We start from the raw sequence: 26001 nt of genomic DNA, 5'->3' as shown, positions 1-26001 counted from the left end.
ATCATGCCCGCGACGCCGCTCCTCCGCCTCGCCCGCGCGGCCGCCTTCGCGGCGGTCTGCCTGGGGCTGAGCGTGATGGCGCACGTCCTCGCGGGAGGCTCGGTCTCCGTGCCGGCCGCGACCGTGGCCCTGGTGCTCGCCTTCGCCGCCGCTCTCGCCGCTTCGGGGCGCGAGCGGACGCTGGCGGTGATCCTGCCGCTGCTGGCGGGCGCGCAGGCCGGGCTGCACGTGCTGTTCTCCCTCGCGCACGCCGCGTCCCCCGCCGAGATGGCCGAGATGATCGGGCATGCCCACTCGGGGCTGCTGCCCGGCCTGGGCATGCTGGTGGCGCACGGCTGGGCCGTCGGGCTGACCGCGCTGTGGCTGGCGCGCGGCGAGGCGGTGCTGTGGGCACTGCTCCGGCGGCTCGGCGTCCGGCTGCGCCGCGTGCTCATCGTGGTCGTGACCCCGGAGTACGCGTCCTTCCTCACCGCGGCCGCGATCGAGCCGGGAGTCCTCCGCCCGGCCGTGTTGCGCCACGTCGTCAGCCGGCGCGGCCCTCCCCGGATCGTCACCGCCACCTCCGGCTGACCGCCCAGGTCACCCGGGGGCGCGACTCGTTCCCGCACCCGCGCGTACGTACGCGCGGGCCCGCGCCGACGCGGCCTCCCGGCCGCTCGGCGGATCGAATCAGCGTGACAATCCCGGCCGCGTGCCCGGCATGGCCCTATCGAGGCGGCGTTCCGCCGCGGCCCGCCGGTCCGGCCAGAAGAAAGGCGTCAACGTGTCTGCTCGTCGTGTCAACCGTGCCGGAATCGACCTCGCCGTGATCGACCATGCCGGAATCGGCCTCGCCGTGATCGGCCGTCGTGGGGTCGGCCGCGCCGGAATCCGCCGTACCGCCTCCGCGGGTGTCCTGGTCGCGGCCGTGATGGTCCTGGGCGCGTGTGGTTCCCAGGGCGCCACGGCCCCGGCCACCGCCCCGAGTGCCGCCGCGCCCGCCGTACCCGCGGCCACCCCCGCCGCCGTCGCCGAGGTGACGATCACCGATCCGTGGGTGAAGACCGCGAAGAAGGGGATGAGCGCCGCCTTCGGCACCCTGGTCAACAACACCGACGCCGAGGTGACGATCGTCTCCGGCGCCTCGCCGCTGTCTCCGAAGATCGAGTTGCACGAGGTCGTCGACTCCAAGGGAAAGATGATCATGCGGCCCAAGGAGGGCGGGATCGTGATCCCCGCGAAGGGCACCCACCACCTCCAGCCCGGCGGCGACCACATCATGTTGATGGGCATCACCGAAGCGGTGAAGCCCGGCGCGCAGATCCCCTTCACCCTCACCCTCAAGGACGGCAAGACCGTGGAGTTCACCGCGGTCGGCAAGGAATTCGCGGGGGGCAAGGAGGACTACCAGCCCGGCATGGACATGGGAGACGACAAGGGCGACAAGGGCGACAAGGGCGACAAGGGCATGGACATGGGCGAGAGCGACGGCTGACCGGGAAGCGGGAAACGGAGAAGAACTCATGCGGGAACCCCGACTCAGCCGTAGGGGACTGCTCGCGGGAGGCGCCGCCACCGCGGTCGGCGCCCTCGCCGGGTGCGCCCCCGACCAGGCTGTCCCCCCGGTCGCCCCCCAAGCCGATCCCCAGGCCGCCTCGGTGGCATCCCCTGTCTCCGGAGGCTCCGGGGGTTCCGGGGGTTCCTTAACGGAACCCTTCGACGGGGTCCACCAGGCCGGGATCGCGACGGCGCCCCAGACGTACGGGGTGTTCGTCGGCCTGGATCTGCTGCCGGACACCGGCCGTGAGGCGCTGGTCCGGATGATGCGGCTGCTCACCGACGACGCCCGGCGGCTGACCCAGGGCAGGCCGGCCCTCGCCGACACCGAGCCCGAGCTGGCCGTCCTGCCCGCCCGGCTCACCGTGACCTTCGGGTTCGGTCCCGGCCTCTTCGCGGCGGCAGGGCTCGCCGACCGCCGTCCGGAGGCGGCGGCGCCGCTGCCCGCCTTCGCGGTCGACAGGCTCAGGAAGGAGTGGAGCGGCGGGGACCTGCTGCTACAGATCTGCGCCGACGACTCCCTCACCCTGACCCACGCCCTGCGCATGATCGTCAAGGACGCCCGTTCCTTCGCGAAGGTCCGCTGGACCCAGCGGGGCTTCCGGCGCGGCGCGGGCACCCAGCCCGCCGGGCAGACCCAGCGCAACGTGATGGGCCAGCTCGACGGGACCGTCAACCCGGCGCCCGGCGCTCCCGGGTTCGACCGGGCCGTGTGGGTGAGCGACGGCCCCGAGTGGCTGCGCGGCGGCACCACGCTGGTGCTGCGGCGCATCCGGGCGGAGATGGAGACCTGGGACGCCGTGGACCGGGTCGCCAAGGAGTTCAGCGTGGGCCGGCGTCTGGACAACGGTGCCCCGCTCACCGGGCGCGACGAGCATGACGTGGCCGACTTCGAGAAGCTCAACGCGATCGGCTTCCCGGTCATCTCCGAGCAGGCCCACATCCGCCGGGCCCATGTCGCCGACCCGAACCTGCGGATCCTGCGCAGGGTCTACAACTACGACGAGGGGCTCACCCCGGAGGGGCACGCCGACTCCGGGCTGCTGTTCGCCTCCTACCAGGCAGACGTCTCCCGGCAGTTCGTCCCGATCCAGCGCAGGCTGGCCGAGGCCGACCTGCTCAACGAGTGGACGACCCCGATCGGCTCGGCAGTCTTCGCGATCCCGCCGGGCTGCTCCCCCAGCGGCTGGATCGGGGACAGCCTCCTCACCTGACGGGGGCCGCCGTACGCCCGTGACACCCGTGGCGTCCGTGCCGTCACGGGCGTACGGCGGCCGCCCCTCGTTCCGCTGACCGGGTCCCCGAACCAGCGGGACCCGGTCAGGGGTTCGGCTGGATGATCGAGAAGCGCCCGCCCTGGGGATCGTTGAGCAGGGCGGACCGCCCGGCCGGGACGTCGTGGGGTGCCATCGCCACCGTGCCGCCCAGCTCGGCGGCGCGTGCGGCGACGGCGTCGCAGTCGGACACCGCGAAGGTGGCCGTCCAGCGGGCCGGGGTCTCGGCGGGCCACCGCTCGTCCATCCGGACCGTCCACCCGGCGGGCGTGCCGCCGGGTGCGCGCCACTCGGTGTGGGAGGCGGGGCCGGTGTCGCCCTTCCAGCCGAGCACCGTCCCGTAGAACGCCCCGGCGGCCTCGACGTCGCGTACGGTCAGCTCGCTCCAGCAGTACGCGCCCGGCTCGCCGACGACCCCGGCGCCGTGGAAGTCCTTGGCCTGCCAGAGCCCGGCCAGCGCGCCCTGCGGGTCGAACAGCAGCGCGAAGCGGCACAGTTCCCCGCTGTCCATCGGCCCCATGAACACCTGGCCGCCCGCGTCCCGTACGAGCTCGGCCGTGGCGTCGACGTCGGCGACGCTGACGTAGGTGGTCCAGAAGGCCGGTGTGCCGGGCGGCGCCTCGGCGATCATCGGCATCAGCGCGGCCACCGGACGGCTCAGGTCACCGTCGAGGGTCAGCGTGACGTGGCCCGCGACCAGGGGGTCGGGGTCGAGGTGCGCGTGCCAGCCGAACAGGCCGGTGTAGAAGGCCGTGGCCGCGTCCGGATCGGGCGCGTTGAGGTCCGCCCAGCAGAACGTTCCCGGTTCGTACGAGGTTCTCCCCGGCATGGCCGATTCCCTTCCCCTGCATTCCCCTGCATTCCCCTGCATTCCCCTGCATTCCTCTGCGTTCCTCTGTGTTCCCGCATGCCGCGCTCGCCCGGTGGCGGGCGCGCGGACCGAGACGGTCCCCAGACGCTACCGAACGAGACGTCCGGGACGGGTGCTTCGCGGGGTCACGTACCGGAGTGGGTGGAGAACCATGTCACCCACCGCCGTTGCCAGGGGGTCTCGACCGCACGGTGATGGTAGTGCTCACGCGTCCACTCGACGGCCTCCCGAGGGGGCAGGCCGGTGAGGGTGGCGAGGCAGGCCATGACGGTGCCGGTCCTGCCGACCCCGCCGCCGCAGGCGACCTCGACGCCGAGCCCCGATCGCGCCTGGTCGTGCAGGTGGACGATGGAGCGTGCGGCCGCGTGCCGGTCCACGGGCAGCAGGAAGTCCGGCCAGCGGATCCATTCGTGCGGCCACCGCAGAGCGTCCTGGTGTCGTTGCCGAAGGCGTGCGGAACCGAGATAGAGCGCGAAGTCGGGTGCCGGGCCGGTGGGAGCGGCATCGCGCAGTCCCCGGCCGCGAACCCTGACACCGTCGGGGAACCGGACCGCTCCGGTCAGTGATGCCGTCATGAGGTGATTGTCGCTCACCGCCGCCCCGTGGCGGGGCGTCACGCGCTCGCCCACCCGCTGCCGACCGCGCTTCCGGCGCCGGCGGGCGGACCTCGATCCGGGCCGGGGCATCGTCAGGCCGGGGCATCGTCAGATAGACATCCAATCCGACTTCCTCCCGTAATATCCAATATCCGATGAGTCGCAATCGATGGCTTTTGTGAAAAGCCGTGCCGGTAAAGAAAGTGGATCGCCGGTAATGCCATAATTTGAAAGATCGTGATTGCCGCGCGCCTAACGTTTCGGCTGCTGATGGCCTGGTTATCCTCCTAAAGCCGTGGTCAGGACAATATCGCTGCGGAAAGCTCGGCCCCCCGTTACTTAATTCGACACTATTTGTCGGAATTCTTGCGGGAGGTCGGCCTTGTTGTCCTGGACACGTGTGCGGAAGGGCTTCTTTGGGAGCGCCTTGTCCGGATTTACGGTGTGTGCGGTTGGCTTGGGACCAATGATGCATACCTCCTATGCCGAATCTCGCGGTGATGGCGACACCCCGTCTTTCGTCATCACGTGCGGCCCGGACAGCACCGGCCCGACATTGCGGCTGACCAGGGAGGCACGGCTCGACGGCGACCGCGCGATCGTCACGGTGCACGTCGCCAACACCGGTGACGTCGACGCGGAGGGGGCGAGTTTCGCCGAGGACCTCTCCGCCGTTCCCGGCGGCGAGACCGTGGGTGACAGCCGGGCGACCGCGGGCAGGTTGACCTACGAAAAACCCCTGCTCAAATGGGTGGGCGATGTGGCCGCCGGTGAGAGCGTCGACGTGCGGTACGCCGTCCGGGCGGCCGGTGACCGGATTTCCATCCCGACGGTCGACGCGCACGCGGGGCGGACCTGCCAGGGCATGACCTCCGGACCCAGGGCCGTCGGCACACCGGCCGGTGAGTCCGCCGACGCCGACGCCCCAGCCCCAGCCGCCGCCGACGTCCCGACCGACGCCGACGCCCCGGCCGACGCTCCCGCCGACACCCCGGCGGACGCCCCGGCCGACACGTGGGCACAGGCCGAGGAGACCGGTGCGGCGACCGCTCCGGCACGGAGGGGCACGCAGGGCAGGGCCGCCCGGCTGAAGGCCTCCCCGGAGGTCCTGACCGAGACCAGGCTGGCCCGGGCGGGCGCCAAGGCGGGTTCGCGATCGGCACGCCGAGCGCCGATCACCTTCTCCCAGCGCTACGTGAGCAACTACCGGGGGTCGGTGACCCGCGCGGCGAACTCGGTGGTGACCTGTTACCCCCCGCAGGTGGCCACCTGCGCCACCGTCCAGAACGGTTCGGGCAACAACAGCATCGCCGCCACGTTCATCGACGTGGACAGTGACGGGACGACGTTCAACTCCAGCACCGCCGGCCTCACGCTGTCGGCCGGCGCGCAGGTCGCCTACGCGCGGCTGTACTGGGGCGGCCGGGGCCAGACCACGACCGACACGACGGGCCTGCCGGCCGGCAACCGCATGGCCCCCGACATCAGCCTGCGCGGGCGGGTGCTGATCAAGGCCCCGGGCGACACCGCCTACCGGACGATCAACGCCTCGGCCGCCGACATCGGCGACACCCCCGACAACGTCACCGCGGACGGGATCGTCTACGGCGCCTCCGCGGACGTCACCTCCCTGGTGGCGTCGGCCGGCGCCGGCACCTACGCGGTGGCGAACGTGCAGGCCGCCCGGGGGTTCGACGGCCTCGGCGCGTTCGGCGGATGGTCGCTGGTGGTGGCCTACCGGGACTCGTCCCTGCCGTTGCGGAACATCTCGGTGTTCGACGGCTTCCTGGAGCAGCAGAACGGCACCCCGGACACCACGATCAACCTGAGCGGATTCCAGACCCCGACCGTCGGGGCCGTGAACGTCCAGCTGGGTGAGGTCGTCTACGACGGCGACAACGCGATCGTCGGCGACTCCCTGAGCATCAAGACCACCAACGGGCCGCTGACCGTGCTGAGCGACGCCCTCCACCCGGCGAACAACTTCTTCAACTCCACCATCGCCACGCTCGCCAACCAGGTGACCGACCGGAACCCGACCTACACCAACACGCTCGGGTACGACTCCAACATCATCGACGCGTCGTCGGCGTTCCGTAACAACGACACCTCGGCCCAGTTCACCTTCAGCACGGTCGGTGACGCCTACTGGCCCCACGCGTTCTTCACGCAGACCGACCTGCACCAGGCGAACATCCAGATGACCAAGGCCGCCCAGGTGGTCGGTGGCGGGACCCCCGCGCCCGGCTCGGTCGTCCAATACACCATCACCGCGACCAACACGGGAGACGACACCGCGATCGGGGTGCTGCTCTCCGACCCGATCCCCGCGAACACCGTCTACGTCCCGGGCACCATCGCCGTGGCGTCGGGACCCAACGCCGGCTCCAAGACGGACGCCCCGGGGGACGACCAGGCGCAGTTCGTCGGCAACCAGGTCAGCGCGCAGCTGGGAACCGGGGCGAACGCCACGAGCGGCGGCTCCCTGGCACCGGGCCAGTCCACCTCGGTGACGTTCCGGGTCACCCTCGGCCCCAACTCGCCCGGCACGACGGTGACCGACACCGCGACCATCAGATACTCCAGCTCCGACACGCCGACCCAGCAGGGAACGGCCAGCGCGAGCGCCTCGACGGTGGTCCCCGTGCAGGTCTCGTCGCTGGCGCTGCTGAAGACGGCCTCGCCGAGCACGGTGACGGCCGCGGGCCGGACGATCACTTTTTCGTACGCCGTCACCAACACCGGTCAGACCACCCTCACCGGGGTGGGGGTGACCAACACCGCGTTCTCGGGCTCGGGAGCGCCTCCGGTGATCACCTGCCCGGTGACGACACTGGCCCCGCAGGCGTCGACGACGTGCACCAGCACGTACGTGACCACGCAGGCGGATGTGGAGGCGGGCTCGATCGTGAACACCGCGAGGGCCACCGGCACCCCGCCGACGGGCACGGCGGTGACTTCGTCGCCGTCGACCGCGACGGTCACGATCCCGTCGGCTCCCAGCATCGCCCTGCTGAAGACGGCCTCGCCGACCACCGTGACGGCCGCGGGCCGGACGGTGACCTACTCCTACCTGGTCACCAACACCGGTAACCGGACATTGAACGGGGTGGGGATAACGAACACGGTGTTCTCGGGTACGGGGACGCCGTCGGCGATCACCTGCCCGGTGACGACGCTGGCCCCGCAGGCGTCGACCACCTGTACCAGGACGTATGTGACCACGCAGGCCGATGTGGACGCGGGCACGATCGTGAACACCGCGACCGCCTCCGGCACCCCGCCGACGGGTCCCGCGGTCACCTCCGCCCCGTCGACCGCGACGATCACCCTCACCTCGGCTCCCAGCCTGTCGTTGCTGAAGACGGCCTCGCCGAGCACGGTGACGGCCGCGGGCCGGACGATCACCTACTCCTACCTGGTGGTCAACGACGGGAACAGGACGCTGACCGGGGTGACCGTGGCGAACACGGCGTTCTCCGGCACCGGGACACCTCCGGTGATCACGTGTCCGGTGACGACGCTGGCTCCGCAGGCGTCGACGACGTGCACCAGCACGTACGTGACGACGCAGGCGGATGTGGACGCGGGCACGATCGTGAACACCGCGACGGCGTCGGGTACCCCGCCGACGGGCCCGCCGGTCACGTCGGCTCCGTCGACCGCGACGGTCACCCTCACCTCGGCTCCCGGCATCGCGCTGTTGAAGACGGCCTCGCCGACCACCGCGACGGCGGCCGGCCGGACGATCACCTACTCGTACGCGATCGTCAACACCGGCAACCGGACGTTGACCGGGGTGACCGTGGCGAACACGGCGTTCTCCGGCACCGGGACACCTCCGGTGGTCACCTGTCCGGTGACGACGCTGGCTCCGCAGGCGTCGACGACGTGCACCAGCACGTACGTGACGACGCAGGCGGATGTGGACGCGGGCACGATCGTGAACACCGCGACGGCGTCGGGTACCCCGCCGACGGGCCCGCCGGTCACGTCGGCTCCGTCGACCGCGACGGTCACCCTCACCTCGGCTCCCGGCATCGCGCTGTTGAAGACGGCCTCGCCGACCACCGCGACGGCGGCCGGCCGGACGATCACCTATTCGTACGCGATCGTCAACACCGGCAACCGGACGTTGACCGGGGTGACCGTGACGAACACCTTCTTCTCCGGCACCGGTACGCCGTCGGAGATCACCTGTCCGGTGACGACGCTGGCCCCGCAGGCCACGACGACCTGCACGAGGACGTACGTGACCACGCAGGCCGATGTGGACGCGGGCACGATCGTGAACACCGCGACGGCGTCGGGCACCCCGCCGACGGGCCCGCCGGTCACGTCCGACCCGTCGACCGCGACGGTCACCCTCACCTCGGCTCCCGGCATCGCGCTGCAGAAGACGGCGTCGCCGAGCACGGTGACGGCCGCGGGCCGGACGATCACCTATTCGTACGCGATCGTCAACACCGGCAACGCGACGTTGACCGGGGTGGGAGTGGTGGACACGTTCTTCTCCGGCACCGGTACGCCGTCGGTGATCACCTGCCCGGTGACGACGCTGGCCCCGCAGGCCACGACGACCTGCACGAGGACGTACGTGACCACGCAGGCCGACGTCGACGCGGGCTCGATCGTGAACACCGCGGTCGCCTCGGGCACCCCGCCCACCGGCCCGGCGGTGTCCTCCGCCCCGTCGACGGCGACGGTGACCGCCACGTCGGACCCGCAGCTGTCACTGCTGAAGACCGCCTCTCCCTCGGCCGTGGAGGTCGCGGGGCAGACGATCACCTACTCGTACATGGTCGTCAACACCGGTAACAGGACGTTGACCGGGGTGAGCGTGACGGACACGGCGTTCTCCGGCACCGGGACGCCTCCGGTGATCACCTGTCCGGTGACGACGCTGGTCCCGCAGGCGTCGACGACGTGTACGGGCACGTACGTGGCCACGCAGGCCGATGTGGACGCCGGTTCGATCGTGAACACCGCGGTCGCCTCGGGCACCCCGCCGACGGGCCCGGCGATCACGTCCGCTCCGTCGACCGCGACGGTCACCGGAGATCCGGCCGCCGGGCTGTCGCTGCTGAAGACGGCGTCGCCGGGCACGGTGTCGGCGGCGGGCCGGACGATCACCTACTCGTACATGGTCGTCAACACCGGCAACGCGACGCTGACCGCGCTGAGCGTGGTGGACACGGCGTTCTCGGGTACGGGAGCACCTCCGGTGATCACGTGTCCGGTGACGACGCTGGCTCCGCAGGCGTCGACGACGTGCACCAGCACGTACGTGACGACGCAGGCCGACATCGACGCGGGTGCGATCGTGAACACCGCGACGGCCACCGGCACCCCGCCGGTGGGCCCGCCGGTCACGTCCGCCCCGTCGACGGAGACGGTGACGGCAGCCCCGGCCCCCAGCCTGGAACTGCTGAAGACGGCGTCGCCGAGCACGGTGGCGGCGGCCGGGCGGACGGTGACCTACTCCTATCTGCTCATCAACACCGGTAACACCACGTTGACCGGGGTGAACGCGGTGGACACCTCCTTCTCGGGCACCGGGACGCCCCCGGTGGTCACCTGCCCGGTGACCACGCTGGCCCCGCAGGCCACGACGACGTGCACCAGCACGTACGTGACCACGCAGGCCGACATCGACGCGGGCTCGATCGTGAACACCGCGACGGCGTCGGGCACCCCGCCGACGGGCCCGCCGGTGGCCGCCGACCCGTCGACCGCGACGATCACGGCCGCCCCGGCCCCCAGCCTGTCGCTGCTGAAGACGGCCTCGCCGTCCACGGTGTCGGCGGCGGGCCAGACGATCACCTACTCCTACCTGGTGGTCAACGAGGGCAACACGACGCTGACCGCGCTGGTCGTGGTGGACACGGCGTTCTCGGGTACCGGTGCGCCTCCGGTGGTCACGTGTCCGGTGGTGACGCTGGAGCCGCAGGAGACGACGACGTGCACCAGTACGTACGTGACGACGCAGGCGGATGTGGACGCGGGCTCGATCGTGAACACCGCGGTCGCCACCGGCACCCCGCCGACGGGTCCGCCGGTGTCCTCCGAACTGTCGACCGCGACGGTGACGGCCGCCCCGGCTCCCAGCCTGTCGCTGCTGAAGACGGCGTCGCCGAGCACGGTGTCGGCGGCGGGCCGGACGGTGACCTACTCCTACCTGGTCACCAACACCGGCAACACGACGCTGACCGCGCTGAGCGTGGTGGACACGGCGTTCTCGGGCTCGGGTGCGCCTCCGGTGGTCACCTGCCCGGTGGTGACGCTGGAGCCGCAGGAGACGACGACGTGCACCAGTACGTACGTGACGACGCAGGCCGATGTGGACGCGGGCTCGATCGTGAACACCGCGGTCGCGACCGGCACCCCGCCGACGGGTCCGCCGGTGTCCTCCGATCCGTCGACCGTGACGATCACGGCCGCCCCGGCTCCCAGCCTGTCGCTGCTGAAGACGGCGTCGCCGGGGACCTTCGCGGCGGCGGGCCGGACGGTGACCTACTCCTACACGGTCGTCAACACCGGCAACACGACGCTGACCGCGCTGAGCGTGGTGGACACGGCGTTCTCGGGCTCGGGTGCGCCTCCGGTGGTCACCTGCCCGGTGGTGACGCTGGAGCCGCAGGAGACGACGACGTGCACCAGTACGTACGTGACGACGCAGGCCGATGTGGACGCGGGCTCGATCGTGAACACGGCGGTCGCGACCGGCACCCCGCCGACGGGTCCGCCGGTGTCCTCCGATCCGGCCACGGAGACGTTGGCCGCCGTGCTGGACTCCGGTCTGGCGCTGCTGAAGACGGCCTCGCCGAGCACGGTGTCGGCGGCCGGACGGACGGTCACCTACTCGTACGCGATCGTCAACACCGGTAACACCACGCTGACCGCGGTGAACGTGACGGACACCTCCTTCTCGGGCACCGGGACACCTCCGGTGGTCACCTGCCCGGTGACGACACTGGCCCCGCAGGCCACGACGACGTGCACCAGCACGTACGTGAGCACGCAGGCGGACGTGGACGCCGGTTCGATCGTGAACACCGCGGTCGCGACCGGCAACCCGCCGACGGGCCCGCCGGAGGCCTCCGCCCCGTCGACGGTGACGATCGCCATCGACGACCTTCCCAGCCTGTCGCTGCTGAAGACGGCGTCGCCGAGCACGGTGACGGCGGCCGGCCAGGCGGTGACCTACTCCTACCTGGTCACCAACGACGGCAACACCACGCTGACCGGCGTGGACGTGACGGACACGGCGTTCTCCGGCACCGGGACGCCCCCGGTGGTCACCTGCCCGGTGACGACGCTGGTCCCGCAGGCCTCGACGACCTGCACGGGCACGTACACGGTCACCCAGGCCGACATCGACGCGGGCTCGGTCGTGAACACGGCGGTCGCCACCGGCACCCCGCCCACCGGCCCACCGGTCTCGTCCGCCCCGTCGACCGCGACGCTGAACGCCGCGCCGAGCTCCGGCCTGACGGTGCTGAAGAGTGTCACCCCGTCGACCCTGGTCGGCGTGGGCCAGACGATCACCTACTCGTACCTGGTCACCAACACCGGTAGCGCGACGCTGACCGGGGTGAACGTGACGGACACCGCGTTCTCCGGCACCGGGACGCCCCCGGTGGTCACCTGCCCGGTGACCACGCTCGTCCCGCAGGCCACCACGACCTGCACGGGCACCTACGTGGCCACGCAGGCGGACGTGGACGCGGGCTCGGTCGTGAACACCGCGACGGCCTCCGGCACCCCGCCGACAGGCCCTCCGGTGACGTCCGTCCCGTCGAGCGCGACGTTGCCCGCCGAACTGCTTCCCAGTTTGGCGTTGATGAAGACGGCGACCCCGGCCACGGTGTCGGTGGCGGGCCAGACGGTGACCTACTCCTATCTGGTCACCAACACCGGGAACGTGACGCTGACCGGGGTGACCGCGGCGGACACGGCGTTCTCCGGCACCGGGACACCGGCGGTGGTCACCTGCCCGGTGACGACGCTGGCCCCGGAGGGCTCGACGACCTGTACCGGCACGTACACGGTCACCCAGGCCGACGTCAACGCCGGTTCGATCGTGAACACGGCGGTCGCCACCGGCACCCCGCCGACGGGTCCGGCGGTCTCGTCGGCCCCGTCGACCGCGACGGTCACGGCCGAGGATGCCTCGGCGCTGACGCTCGTCAAGTCGGTGGCCCCGGCCACGGTGACGGCGGCGGGCCAGACGGTGACCTACTCCTATCTGATCACCAACGTCGGCAACGTGACGCTGACCGGGGTGATCGCGGCGGACACGGCGTTCTCGGGTACCGGGACGCCCGCGGTGGTCACCTGCCCGGTGACGACGCTGGCGCCACAGGCCTCGACGACCTGCACGGGCACCTACGTGACCACGCAGGCCGACGTGGACGCCGGTTCGATCGTGAACACGGCGACGGCGACGGGCACCCCGCCGGAGGGTCCGGCGGTCACGTCGGCCCCGTCGACGGCGACGGTCACGATCCCGCCGACTCCCGGCCTGGCGCTGCTGAAGACCGCCTCGCCGAGCACGCTGACGGCGGCCGGCCGGACGGTGACCTACTCCTACCTGGTCACCAACACCGGTAACACCACGCTGACGGGCGTGGGGGTGACGGACACGGCCTTCTCCGGCACCGGGACACCTCCGGTGATCACGTGTCCGGTGACGACGCTGGCCCCGCAGGCGTCGACGACGTGCACCAGCACGTACGTGACGACGCAGGCGGACGTGGACGCGGGCACGATCGTGAACACCGCGACGGCGACGGGCACCCCGCCGACGGGTCCCGCGGTCACCTCCCCGCCGTCGACGGCGACGATCACCATCACGGACGCTCCCGGCCTGTCGCTGCTCAAGACCGCGGCCCCGCCGGCCGTGACGACCGCGGGGCAGACGATCACCTACTCGTACGCGATCGTCAACACCGGTAATACCACGCTGACCGGGGTGAACGCGGTGGACACCGCGTTCTCCGGCACCGGGACGCCTCCGGTGGTCACCTGCCCGGTGACCACGCTGGCCCCGCAGGCCACGACGACGTGCACCAGCACGTACGTGACCACCCAAGATGACATCGACGCCGGTTCGATCGTGAACACCGCGGTCGCCTCGGGCACCCCGCCGACGGGTCCGGCGGTCACGTCCGCCCCGTCGACGGAGACGGTGACGGCCGACCCGGTTCCCAGCCTGGAACTGCTGAAGACGGCGTCGCCGAGCACGGTGGGGGCGGCGGGCCGGACGGTGACCTACTCGTACATGGTCACCAACACGGGTAACACGACTCTGACCGCGCTGGTCGTGGCGGACACGGCGTTCTCCGGCACCGGGACGCCTCCGGTGGTCACCTGCCCGGTGACCACGCTGGAGCCGCAGGAGACGACGACGTGCACCGGCACCTACGTGGTCACCCAGGCCGACGTGGACGCGGGCACCGTGGTGAACACCGCGACGGCGACGGCCACCCCACCGGCGGGTCCGCCGGTGACGTCCGGCTCGTCGACGGTGACGATCGCCATCGCGGACGCTCCGAGCCTGGAGTTGTTGAAGACGGCGTCGCCGAGCACGGTGACGGCGGCGGGCCGGACGATCACGTACTCGTACACGCTCGTCAACACCGGTAACACGACGTTGACCGGGGTGGGTGTGGTGGACACGGCGTTCTCGGGTACGGGTGCGCCTCCGGTGGTCACCTGTCCGGTGACGACGCTGGTCCCGCAGGCCACGACGACCTGCACCGGCACCTACGTGACGACGCAGGCGGACGTGGACGCGGGCACGCTCGTGAACACCGCGCTCGCCACGGGCACTCCACCGGTGGGCCCGCCGATCACGTCCGATCCGTCCACGGTGACGATCGCCATCGCGGACGCTCCGAGCCTGGAGTTGTTGAAGACGGCGTCGCCGAGCACGGTGACGGCGGCGGGCCGGACGATCACGTACTCGTACACGCTCGTCAACACCGGTAACACGACGTTGACCGGGGTGGGTGTGGTGGACACGGCGTTCTCGGGTACGGGTGCGCCTCCGGTGGTCACCTGCCCGGTGACGACGCTGGCTCCGCAGGCCACGACGACCTGTACCAGCACCTACGTGACGACGCAGGCGGACGTGGACGCCGGTTCGATCGTGAACACCGCGCTCGCCACGGGCACTCCACCGGTGGGCCCGCCGATCACGTCCGATCCGTCCACGGTGACGATCACCATCGCGGACGCTCCCAGTCTGGCGCTGCTGAAGACCGCCTCCCCGTCGACCGTGACGACCGCGGGGCAGACGATCACCTACTCGTACACGCTCGTCAACGACGGCAACGCGACGCTGACCGGGGTGGGTGTGGCGGACACGGCGTTCTCGGGTACGGGTGCGCCTCCGGTGGTGACGTGTCCGGTGACGACACTCGCGCCGCAGGCCACGACGACCTGCACGGGTACCTACACAGTCACCCAGGCCGACATCGACGCGGGTTCGGTCGTGAACACCGCGGCGGGGTCGGGCACCCCGCCCACGGGTCCGCCGGTCACGTCTCCGCCGTCGACGGTGACGACCACCGTCGCGGACGCTCCCAGTCTGGCGCTGCTGAAGACCGCCTCGCCGGGCACGGTGGCGGCGGCCGGTCGGACGATCACCTACTCGTACATGGTCACCAACACCGGCAACGCGACGTTGACGGCGCTGAGTGTGGCGGACACGGCGTTCTCGGGCACGGGAGCACCTCCGGTGATCACCTGCCCGGTGACGACACTCGCCCCGCAGGCCTCGACAACCTGCACCAGCACGTACGTGACCACCCAGGCCGACGTGGACGCCGGTTCGATCGTGAACACCGCGGTCGCCACCGGCACCCCGCCGACGGGGCCGCCGGTGACGTCCGCCCCGTCGACGGAGACGGTGACGGCCGACCCGGTTCCCAGCCTGTCGCTGCTGAAGACCGCCTCGCCGAGCACGGTGACGGCCGCGGGCCGGACGATCACCTACTCGTACGTGGTCGTCAACGACGGCAACGCGACGTTGACGGGTGTGGGAGTGACGGACACGGCGTTCTCGGGTACGGGTGCGCCTCCGGTGGTCACCTGCCCGGTGACGACACTCGCTCCGCAGGCCACCACGACCTGTACGGGCACGTACGTGAGCACCCAGGCCGACGTGGACGCCGGTTCGATCGTGAACACGGCGGTCGCGACGGGTACCCCGCCGACGGGTCCGGCGGTCACGTCCGACCCGTCGACGGCGACGGTCACCATCGAGGCGGCTCCTGACCTGTCGTTGCTGAAGACGGCGTCGCCGAGCACGGTGGCGGCGGCCGGTCGGACGATCACCTACTCCTACCTGGTCGTCAACACCGGCAACGCGACGTTGACGGCGCTGAGCGTGGTGGACACGGCGTTCTCGGGTACGGGTGCGCCTCCGGTGGTCACCTGCCCGGTGACGACACTCGCCCCGCAGGCCACCACGACCTGCACGGGCACGTACGTGACCACGCAGGCGGACGTGGACGCGGGCACGCTCGTGAACACGGCGGTCGCGACGGGCACTCCGCCGGTGGGCCCGCCGGTCACGTCCGACCCGTCGACGTCGACGGTCGCCATCACGGATGTCTTCAGCCTGTCGCTGCTGAAGACCGCCTTCCCGTCGGCCGTGGAGGTCGCGGGGCAGACGATCACCTACTCGTACGCGGTCGTCAACGACGGCAACGCGACGCTGACCGCGCTGAGTGTGGCGGACACGGCGTTCTCGGGCACCGGGACGCCTCCGGTGATCACCTGCCCGGTGACCACGCTCGCCCCGCAGGTCACCACGACCTGCACGGGCACCTACACGGCTACACAGGCCGATGTGGACGCCGGGACGATCGTGAACACCGCGGTCGCCACCGCCACTCCGCCCACGGGCCCGGCGATCACGTCCGATCCGTCGACCGCGACGGTCACCGGAGACCCGGCCGCCGGGCTGTCGTTGCTGAAGACGGCGTCGCCGAGCACGGTGACGGCGGCCGGTCGGACGATCACCTACTCCTACCTGGTCGTCAACAACGGCAACGCGACGCTGACCGGGGTGGGCGTGACGGACACGGCGTTCTCGGGTACGGGTGCGCCTCCGGTGGTCACCTGCCCGGTGACCACGCTCGCCCCGCAGGCCACCACGACCTGCACGGGCACGTACGTGAGCACCCAGGCCGACGTGGACGCCGGTTCGATCGTGAACACCGCGGTCGCCACCGGTACCCCGCCGGTGGGCCCGGCGGTCACGTCGGCCCCGTCGACGGCGACGGTCACCATCACGGCGGCTCCTGACCTGGAGCTGCTGAAGACGGCCTCGCCGAGCACGGTGGCGGCGGCCGGCCGGACGATCACCTACTCGTACACGCTCGTCAACACCGGCAACGCGACGTTGACGGCGCTGAGCGTGGTGGACACGGCGTTCTCGGGCACCGGTGCGCCTCCGGTGGTCACCTGCCCGGTGACGACGCTGGCTCCGCAGGCCACGACGACGTGCACCAGCACGTACGTGAGCACGCAGGCCGACGTGGACGCCGGTTCGATCGTGAACACCGCGCTCGCCACGGGCACCCCGCCGGTGGGACCGCCGGTGTCCTCCGGTTCGTCGACGGTGACGATCACCATCGCGGACGCTCCCAGTCTGGCGCTGCTGAAGACGGCGTCGCCGAGCACGGTGACGGCTGCGGGCCGGACGGTGACCTACTCCTACCTGGTCACCAACACGGGTAACGCGACGTTGACCGCGCTGGTCGTGGTGGACACGGCGTTCTCGGGCACCGGTGCGCCTCCGGTGGTGACGTGTCCGGTGACGACATTGGCGCCGCAGGCCACGACGATCTGCACGGGCACCTACGTGACGACGCAGGCCGATGTGGACGCGGGCACGCTCGTGAACACGGCGGCGGCGACGGGTACTCCGCCGACGGGTCCGGCGGTCACGTCCGATCCGTCGACGGTGACGATCACCATCGCGGACGCTCCCAGTCTGGCGCTGCTGAAGACCGCCTCCCCGTCGACCGTGACGACCGCGGGGCAGACGATCACCTACTCGTACACGCTCGTCAACGACGGCAACGCGACGCTGACCGGGGTGGGTGTGGCGGACACGGTGTTCTCGGGCACCGGTGCGCCTCCGGTGGTCACCTGCCCGGTGACGACACTGGCGCCGCAGGCCACCACGACCTGCACGGGCACCTACACGGTCACCCAGGCCGACATCGACGCGGGTTCGGTCGTGAACACCGCGGCGGGGTCGGGCACCCCGCCCACGGGTCCGCCGATCACGTCTCCGCCGTCGACGGTGACGACCACCGTCGCGGACGCTCCCAGTCTGGCGCTGCTGAAGACGGCGTCGCCGAGCACGGTGGGGGCGGCGGGCCGGACGGTGACCTACTCGTACATGGTCACCAACACGGGTAACACGACTCTGACCGCGCTGGTCGTGGTGGACACGGCGTTCTCCGGCACCGGGACGCCTCCGGTGGTCACCTGTCCGGTGACCACGCTCGCCCCGCAGGCCACCACGACCTGCACCAGCACCTACGTGACCACCCAGGCCGACGTGGACGCGGGCACGCTCGTGAACACGGCGGCGGCGACGGGCACCCCGCCGGAGGGTCCGCCGGTCACGTCCGCCCCGTCGACGGAGACGATCACCGTCGTGGACGCTCCCGGCCTGTCGCTGCTGAAGACGGCGTCGCCGAGCACGCTGACGGCGGCCGGTCGGACGATCACCTACTCCTACCTGGTCGTCAACACCGGCAACGCGACGTTGACGGGTGTGACCGTGGTGGACACGGCGTTCTCCGGCACCGGTGCGCCTCCGGTGGTCACCTGTCCGGTGACCACGCTGGCCCCGCAGGCCACGACGATCTGCACGGGCACGTACGTGAGCACGCAGGCCGACGTGGACGCCGGTTCGATCGTGAACACGGCGGCGGCGACGGGTACCCCGCCGACGGGTCCGCCGGTCACGTCCGTCCCGTCGACGACGACCATCACCATCACGGAGGCTCCCGGCCTGGCGCTGCTGAAGACGGCGTCGCCGAGCACGGTGACGGCGGCGGGCCGGACGGTGACCTACTCGTACATGGTCACCAACACGGGTAACGCGACGTTGACCGCGCTGGTCGTGGTGGACACGGCGTTCTCGGGTACGGGTGCGCCTCCGGTGGTCACCTGTCCGGTGACCACGCTGGCCCCGCAGGCCACGACGATCTGTACGGGCACCTACGTGACGACGCAGGCCGATGTGGACGCGGGCACGCTCGTGAACACGGCGGTGGCGACGGGTACCCCGCCGACGGGTCCGCCGGTCACGTCCGTCCCGTCGACGACGACCATCACCATCGCACCGGCTCCCAGCCTGACGCTGCTGAAGACGTCCTCGCCGACCACGCTGACGGGGGCGGGACAGACGATCACCTACTCGTACGCGATCGTCAACACCGGCAACGCGACGCTGACCGCGCTGGTCGTGGTGGACACGGCGTTCTCCGGCACCGGGACGCCCCCGGTGGTCACCTGCCCGGTGACCACGCTGGCCCCGCAGGCCACCACGACCTGCACCAGCACCTACGTGGTCACCCAGGCCGACATCAACGCCGGTTCGGTCGTGAACACCGCGACGGGGACCGGCACCCCGCCGACGGGTCCGCCGGTCACGTCTCCGCCGTCGACGTCGACGGCGACCGTCACGGAGACTCCCAGCCTGTCGCTGCTGAAGACGGCGGCCCCGGCCACCGTGACGGCGGCCGGCCGGACGATCACCTACTCCTACCTGGTCGTCAACGACGGCAACGTCACGTTGACCGGTGTGGGTGTGGCGGACACGGCGTTCTCGGGCACCGGGACGCCCCCGGTGGTCACCTGCCCGGTGACCACGCTCGCCCCGCAGGCCACGACGACCTGCACGGGTACCTACGTGAGCACGCAGGCCGATGTGGACGCGGGCACGCTCGTGAACACGGCGGCGGCGACGGGCACCCCGCCGGAGGGTCCGGCGGTCACGTCCGACCCGTCCACGGTGACGATCACCATCGCGGACGCTCCCAGCCTGGCACTGCTGAAGACGGCGGCCCCGGCCACCGTGACGGCTGCTGGGCAGACGATCACCTACTCGTACGCGATCGTCAACACCGGCAACGCGACGCTGACCGGGGTGGCCGTGACGGATACGGCGTTCTCCGGCACCGGAACACCTCCGGTGGTCACCTGCCCGGTGACGACGCTGGCCCCGCAGGCCACCACGACCTGCACGGGCACGTACGTGGTCACGCAGGCCGACATCAACGCGGGCTCGGTCGTGAACACCGGGACGGGCTCCGGCACTCCGCCCACGGGTCCGCCGGTCACGTCTCCGCCGTCGACGGCGGCGGTGGGCGCCGCACCGGTCGCCGCCCTGACGCTCGCCAAGACGGCCTCGCCGTCCACCATGGCGACCGTGGGACAGACGATCACCTACTCCTACCTGCTCACCAACACGGGGAACGTGACGTTGACCGGGGTGGGCGCGGTGGACGCGGCGTTCTCGGGCTCGGGAGCACCTCCGGTGGTCACCTGCCCGGTGACGACGCTGGCCCCGCAGGCCACCACGACCTGCACGGGCACGTACACGGTCACGCAGGCCGACATCAACGCCGGCTCGATCGTGAACACGGCGACGGCCTCGGGCACCACGCCGACAGGCGCGATCACCGGCTCCAACCCGTCGACCGCGACGGTCACGGCCGCGGCCGTCTCGTCGCTGACACTCGTCAAGACGGCGTCGCCGAGCACGGTGACGGCGGCGGGGCAGACGATCACCTACTCGTACCTGGTCACCAACACCGGCAACGTCGCGGTGACCGGCGTCGGCGTGACGGACACCGCTCCTCCGGGAGGCGGGGTCCCCGCGGTGGTGACGTGCCCGGTGACGACGCTGGCGCCAAGGGCCTCGACGACCTGCACGGGCACCTACACGGTCACCCAGGCGGGTATCGACGCGGGCTCGATCGTGAACACCGCGACGGCCTCCGGGACTCCGCCGACCGGTCCGCCGGTCACGTCCCCGTCGTCGACGGCGACGGTGACCGCCACGCCGAGTCCCGGCCTGACGTTGTCGAAGTCGGCGACGCCCGGCAGGGTGTCGACGGCGGGGCAGACGATCACCTACTCCTACCTGGTCACCAACACCGGCAACGTCACCCTGACGGGGATCGGTGTGCGGGACACGTCCCCGAGGTCGGGGGTCCCGCCGGTGATCACGTGCCCGGTGACGACGCTGGCGCCGAGGGCCTCGACGACCTGCACGGGCACCTACGTGGTGACGGGGGCGGACATCAACGCGGGGCCGATCGTGAACACGGCGACGGCGACGGGCAACCCGTTCTCGGGCCCGCCCGTCACGTCCGGCGGGTCGAGCGTGACGGTCGCGGTGGCCGCACCGGTCAGGCCGCGGGCGAACGACGGAGTGGACCGCCAGGAGAACAAGATCCGCAACCGGTCGTCCGACTCCACCAAGATCAAGATCACCGACCGCAAGAAGAAGCGCCACCACAAGCACCACGGAGGTAACTGGAAGAGGCGCCGTTGAGCCCCGCCGGGGCGGTGACGGTCATCTGAACAGCAAGGAGTGATCGGCTCGGCGCTCGTGGCGGCGACACCCGATCACGGCGACCGGCAGGCCGGGAGAGGATTCACCCGGCCTGCCGGCCGGACGGGATTTCGCGGTGGGTGCCACAGCGCCCACCGCGAAATCATGTCCGGGCGGCGAGGGCACCGGTGTCCCGGCGCCGGAATGGCTTTATCTGTCATACGAGACAGGAGAGGAGAATTCGCCCCCGATGAGCGTGAATATTACCTCAAAAGGGGGTCGGCTATGGACAATGAAGAATGCGGTCACCGGGAGCGGTTGTATTATCGTGGGTGATATGGCATCCACTGCTCCATGGTAATCGTGAAGAAATGGCTTCGGCGGTCATTCTGCGCACCAGATACGCGGGCCCCGTGCGAATCCAGTGCATCCGGTGGATGTCCTCGGCCCGACGCTGCGATTCCGTATCGGCCGAGGATCTGAATATCAGGATAAATCAACTGATGCTGCGGGAGTCGTTCAGTGAATATACGATTTGCGTCACCTACGGTGGTAAAAGCCCCGGTGCTGGTGATGCTGGCCGCCGTGCTGGCAGCCGGATGTTCTTCGAACGTGGACACCATGCCCAACGCCGCGGTGGTGTCGGAGAGGTCGCCGGTCGTGGAGCCGACCGGGGCGGGCGGTGAGGCGGGCGGCGAGGCGAACGAGCTGCCGGCGAAGGTGGCCAACGAGCCCAACGTCCGCAAGAACGTCGTCCAGACCAAGTGTGAGGCCATCCCGGGCGGTTGGAGCGCCGAGGGAACGGCGAAGAACCCCGGGAAGAAGGCCGTCACCTACAAGGTCGTCGTTTACTTCACCACCACCAAGGCGACAACGCTCGACTACGCCCAGGCCCTCGTGAAGGTTCCCCCGGGCGAGACGGTCACCTGGAACGCGAAGAAGCACTTCCCCGCGAAGCGGGAGATGCTCTGCCCCATGCCCGGGATCAGCGTCGTGTCCTGACGCCGGGGAAACCCGACAACCCGGCGCGGCGGGCGGCCCGAGCCCGAACGTGTGAACGCCCCGCCGGTCTCCGGACCGGCGGGGCGTTCACGTGTGTTCGAGGTGCCGGCGGTGAGCCGGCGGGGCGTTCTCGGGCGGTCGAGGTGCTAGCGGTACTGGACGAAGACCGGGTTCGAGTAGAACCACAGGTCTTCCCAGGGGCTCTCCTTGCCGTCGGCGAGCGGCTCGGCCTCGTCGGTGCTCGTGCCGCGTACGCGGGCGTAGAAGTCGCCCTGCACGTCGCGCAGGGTGTGGCGGATGACGTACTCGCGTCCCGACCTGCGCCAGTCGCGCGGGCCGAACCGGGCCACGACCTTCGTGGTGGGGTTGGTGTCGGCGTCGAGGTTGGCGCTCGGGCCGGTGACCTGGCCGGTGATGAGGTCGACGCGCCGGACCTCCGGGTGGTCGCCGTTGGCGTTCTTGCCCTCCAGCGGCCGGAACCTGATCTCGATGTCGACGTCGGTGCGGTTGCGGCGGCTCACGGTGAGGGTCTCGCCCGCGGTGGCCTGGCGGCCCTGGGTGCTCGCCGTGACGTCGAGGCCGGTGATCAGGTCGCCGGTGCCGACCCAGATCCGCCCGTTGCGGAGGCCGTCCATGATGTCGGCGTAGTCCTGCCTGGCCAGCACGTGGGTCTTGCTGTACTCGCCCGGCCAGAAGTCGGCGCCGCCACGCGTCCAGTGCACGTGCGAGTCCGAGGTCGCGGTGATCCACCAGCGCCGGCCCTCGCCGAGCAGCGAGTCCCAGAGGCCGCCGACGCGAGCCGTCATCTGGTCGAAGCCGCCGTAGGTCGGGTGGTTGCCGTACGAGCCGCGCGCGCCGCCGTTGAGCGGGCCCGCCTGGTGGCCGGGAGAGCCCTCGAAGCCGACGTAGATCTCCGGCGCGGCGTTGTTGCCGTTGCGGAACTCCCGGGGGGTGTCCTGCCCGTAGACGCCGAGACCGGTCGCCGACCGCGAGGCGTGGTGGGCGATGACCAGCGGCTTCTGCCGCATGTCCTTCGCGGCCTTCAGGAACTCCACCATCTTGGCCTCGGTGTCGCGGCCGGGGTCGGCGGGGAACGCGTCGTGCTTGGCGAAGCGGCTCTCCAGCTCGAACAGCTGCTGCGCCTCACCGGAGTGGTGGGGGATCATCAGCGTGTGGTGGTCCAGCGCCGGGGCGTCGAACTCCATCCCCCAGAACTGGAGGACCTCGGGCACGAGGACGCGCGAGCGCAGCAGGTCGGGGTAGGCCTGCTCAAGGTTCACCTTCGAGTGCGTCGGCCCGCCGTGGTCGGTGCACATCGCCCAGCTCAGGCCGAAGTACTTGGCCATGATCGCGTTGGTGACGATCGGGTACACGGCGTCGGCGCCCTTGCTGAACTTCGGCGGGTTCGTCGAGGTGTCGAAGTTGCCGCTGTACTCCGAGTGCACGTGGTGGTCACCGGCGCGCCACACCCGGTTGCGGGAGTTGCCACGGTTCTCGCTCGCGCGCTCGGGGTTCTCCTCCGCCCACGCCGCGTTGCCGGTCGCCAGCGGGCTCGCGGCGACCAGCGTCGCCCCGAGGCCGGCGTACTTGACCAACCGGCGCCGCGAGAGCGACGAACGCTCGGGGTCTTCGATGTTCTGGTCCTTCACAATGGAGCCTTTCGGTCATCTGCAGCTTGGTCCCAATCTGCGAGTCTCGAAGGCCGGGCTGAACGCAACGTGAACGAGGAAAGGGGCAGTCAAGAACAACAGGATCAGAAGGTCGAAAATCGTCCTCGCGCGCTTGAGGGGCGAGGAGTTGGGCACACAGGTTCGTCGGCCTATGCCGAAGCACGGACGTCGGACCGCCGTGGCCGGCCACACGGACTCGAAACCGCCTCGGCACGCTGACCGTCTCCGGCGGGCGGGGTCACGCGCGGGCCGCCGCCGACTCGCCGATCGCCCGCCACGCACGGCGGCCGGTGCGGGAGAGCCGGGCGGCGCCTCGGGTGCCTTGGACGATCCTCCGTCATCGGATCCGCCAAGAGTTCACCGTACCTTTGGCGATCTTTGCCTTTACCTGACAGCCGCCGGGCGGTGATCCTGACGAGTGTTCGTCACCCTCGCACCCCCTAGGCAAGGAGACTCCGTGCACACCTCCCGGCGACCCCGGTCCTCCCGGCTGGCGCAGCTCACCGTCATGCTCGCCGCCATCCTGTCCCTCACCGGCGTGGTCGGCATCACCCCCGCCAACGCGTCGGTTTTCAACTCCTGCACCATCTCCCGATGCTCCGACGCGCGTTCGGCCAACGCGACCTGGGCCTCCAAGGGCTACCCCACCACCAGCGGCTGGTACACCTGGTCGGGTGGCAAGTACAACTACACCGGCGGACGCCACTACAACCGGGAGGGCCAGCTCCCCACCGGTGCCACCTACTATGAGTACGACGTCTACCCCCGGGCCCGGGGTGCCGCTCGTGACGCCTACCGGATCGTCGTCAACCGCAGCACCGGCGTGACCTGGTTCTCGCCGAACCACTACGCCGACTTCTACAGGCTCTAGGACCTTCCATGACATCCGCCGCACGTCCGCTGCCGCCATGGCTGACGGTGTCCACCGGTCCGGCACCCGCGGTCGTCGACGGGCGCGCATGTCGGACCCGCGCCGCCTTCTTCGAGGAGGTGGCGCGGGTCCTGCGGTTCCCCGACTACTTCGGCCGCAACTGGGACGCGCTCACCGACTCCCTGCGCGACGCGACCCGTATCGGGAACGTCGCCCTGGTCGTGGAGCACGCCGAGGAGCTGCTCGGAGCCGAGCCCCTCGAACAGCTCTCCGTCCTGCTCTCCGTCCTGGCCGATGCCACCGACGCCGGGCTGACCGTGACGCTGCGCACCGACCCCGGCCATGAGACCCCGCTCCGCCTGCGACTCGACGCCGCCCTGGCCGGGTAGGCCGCGTACGTGGAAATCGTCTCGGGCCCCAGGCTCGCGACATCTCTCCTTACATGACGCGGTAAATGTTGTAAAGAGCCTTCGTCTACGAATATCCGGGCCGATCTTCGCGGAGATCTGTTCCGGCGTCACAGGATATTTCGTTTCATTGTTAGGCCGTGGCGGATCTCTGCCACGAGAGGCACCCCCCAGACAAAGGCAGAGCCCATGGTGAAACGCGCCCTCGCAACTGCTTCCCTCTCCCTCGCCGCGTTAATCGGATTAACACAGACGGCCTACGCGGTAACGCTGGAGCAAAAACTTGCCGCACTTTCCAATTTCAGCCAGCCGACGGCGGCCAGCGCCGCCAGTTGGACTTCCGCCTGGCAGAACCAGGGAAGCTGGGGGGACTACGGCTTCGACTGGTCGACCGACCTGTGTTCGAGCAGCCCCGACCAGCCACTCGGCTTCGACTTCAGGAATTCGTGCCGGCGCCACGACTTCGGCTACCGCAACTACAAGGCGGTGAGCCAGTTCCCGGCGAACAAGGCACGCATCGACGACGCGTTCTACTTCGACATGAAGCAGGTCTGCGCGAGATACTCCACCATCCCCAGGGGGACCTGCAACAGCCTCGCCTGGACCTACTACCAGGCGGTCAAGGAATTCGGCACCCTCAACGTCACCGGGGCGCAGATCGAGCGGATCCGCCAGGCCGCGGAACAGGCGGACCAGGAAGCGGCGGCGTGATCCGTCCCGCTCCCCGCGGACACGAAATCGTTCCTTCGCGTTGAGTTGATCCCTCACCGACGCCTCACGGATCCCTCGTGATCTCTCGCTGACGCGTGCCGGGCCGGTCTCGTAGCGGCCCGGTTTCGCGTCGGCCCGGTTTCGCACCGGTCGGCGGCCACGGTCCGGAAACAGCCACAGCCGCAGCTCCGCGAACCGTCCCCGCCGCAGCTCCGCGAACAGCTCCTCCGGCCGTGGCCGGATCCCCCGGCCCGGCCGACGATCCTCCCGGGAGCGGACCACCGACGCGGTCCGCTCCCGTCAGGCCCCGTCAGAGCCCGGGCTCCGCGATCGTGGCCAGTGGCCGACCACGTGCCGACCACGTGCCGACCGGCCCCGCCCGTCGCCCCGGTCACCGGAAACGTCATCGGAATCGCCTCTCCGTGGACGAGACACCGACGCTACGTCCCCTCCCGCCTCCGGCGCA

General features: G+C 70.6%; 11 protein-coding genes. 8 read left to right on the top strand and 3 right to left on the bottom strand.

What is annotated here, in order from left to right:
* Positions 1-3: 3 nt before the first annotated feature.
* The 3 genes from ACSC1Q_RS10080 (at position 4) to ACSC1Q_RS10070 (ending at position 2750) form a co-directional block, all read left to right on the top strand.
* Positions 4-570, top strand: coding sequence for an MFS transporter (locus tag ACSC1Q_RS10080; protein WP_436758399.1), 567 nt, complete (start codon positions 4-6; stop codon positions 568-570).
* Positions 571-763: 193 nt separating this feature from the next.
* On the top strand, positions 764-1474 hold the full coding sequence (locus tag ACSC1Q_RS10075; RefSeq protein ID WP_436758398.1) for a copper chaperone PCu(A)C: 711 nt from the start codon (positions 764-766) through the stop codon (positions 1472-1474).
* 28 nt (positions 1475-1502) lie between these two features.
* Positions 1503-2750, top strand: coding sequence for a Dyp-type peroxidase (locus ACSC1Q_RS10070; RefSeq protein WP_436758397.1), 1248 nt, complete (start codon positions 1503-1505; stop codon positions 2748-2750).
* Positions 2751-2856: 106 nt separating this feature from the next.
* On the opposite strand, the gene ACSC1Q_RS10065 is transcribed toward ACSC1Q_RS10070, so the two are convergent.
* Together ACSC1Q_RS10065 and ACSC1Q_RS10060 are read right to left on the bottom strand one after the other, a co-directional pair.
* Complete coding sequence (locus ACSC1Q_RS10065; RefSeq protein WP_436758396.1) at positions 2857-3639, bottom strand: VOC family protein; 783 nt, start codon at positions 3637-3639, stop codon at positions 2857-2859.
* A 167-nt stretch (positions 3640-3806) separates the two neighbouring features.
* The gene (locus ACSC1Q_RS10060; RefSeq protein WP_436758395.1) at positions 3807-4256 is read right to left on the bottom strand and encodes a phosphatase domain-containing protein; all 450 of its coding nucleotides are present in this window, start codon (positions 4254-4256) and stop codon (positions 3807-3809) included.
* 577 nt (positions 4257-4833) lie between these two features.
* On the opposite strand from ACSC1Q_RS10060, the gene ACSC1Q_RS10055 reads away from it, so the two are divergent.
* Positions 4834-20874, top strand: a complete 16041-nt coding sequence (locus tag ACSC1Q_RS10055; RefSeq protein WP_436758394.1) for a DUF7507 domain-containing protein — start codon at positions 4834-4836, stop codon at positions 20872-20874.
* Between the two features lie 564 nt (positions 20875-21438).
* Positions 21439-21876: a hypothetical protein gene (locus ACSC1Q_RS10050; protein ID WP_436758393.1), complete on the top strand. Its 438-nt coding sequence runs from the start codon at positions 21439-21441 to the stop codon at positions 21874-21876.
* Positions 21877-22022: 146 nt separating this feature from the next.
* Here the strand turns inward: ACSC1Q_RS10050 and ACSC1Q_RS10045 are convergent, their stop codons facing one another.
* Positions 22023-23525, bottom strand: a complete 1503-nt coding sequence (locus tag ACSC1Q_RS10045; protein ID WP_436758392.1) for a CehA/McbA family metallohydrolase domain-containing protein — start codon at positions 23523-23525, stop codon at positions 22023-22025.
* A 478-nt stretch (positions 23526-24003) separates the two neighbouring features.
* Between ACSC1Q_RS10045 and ACSC1Q_RS10040 the strand changes: the two genes are divergently transcribed.
* From ACSC1Q_RS10040 to ACSC1Q_RS10030, 3 genes are all read left to right on the top strand, one after another.
* A complete protein-coding gene (locus ACSC1Q_RS10040; protein ID WP_436758391.1) occupies positions 24004-24417 on the top strand; it encodes a ribonuclease domain-containing protein in 414 nt (137 codons plus the stop codon).
* Positions 24418-24425: 8 nt separating this feature from the next.
* On the top strand, positions 24426-24806 hold the full coding sequence (locus ACSC1Q_RS10035) for a barstar family protein (RefSeq protein ID WP_436758390.1): 381 nt from the start codon (positions 24426-24428) through the stop codon (positions 24804-24806).
* Between the two features lie 207 nt (positions 24807-25013).
* Complete coding sequence (locus ACSC1Q_RS10030) at positions 25014-25535, top strand: phospholipase (RefSeq protein ID WP_436758389.1); 522 nt, start codon at positions 25014-25016, stop codon at positions 25533-25535.
* Positions 25536-26001: the final 466 nt, after the last annotated feature.

Source organism: Streptosporangium heterodermiicola (genome assembly GCF_051390675.1).
Taxonomy (GTDB): Bacteria; Actinomycetota; Actinomycetes; order Streptosporangiales; family Streptosporangiaceae; genus Streptosporangium.
Note: the sequence above shows the minus strand (reverse complement) of the source record. Positions and strands in the feature narration are given on the sequence as shown.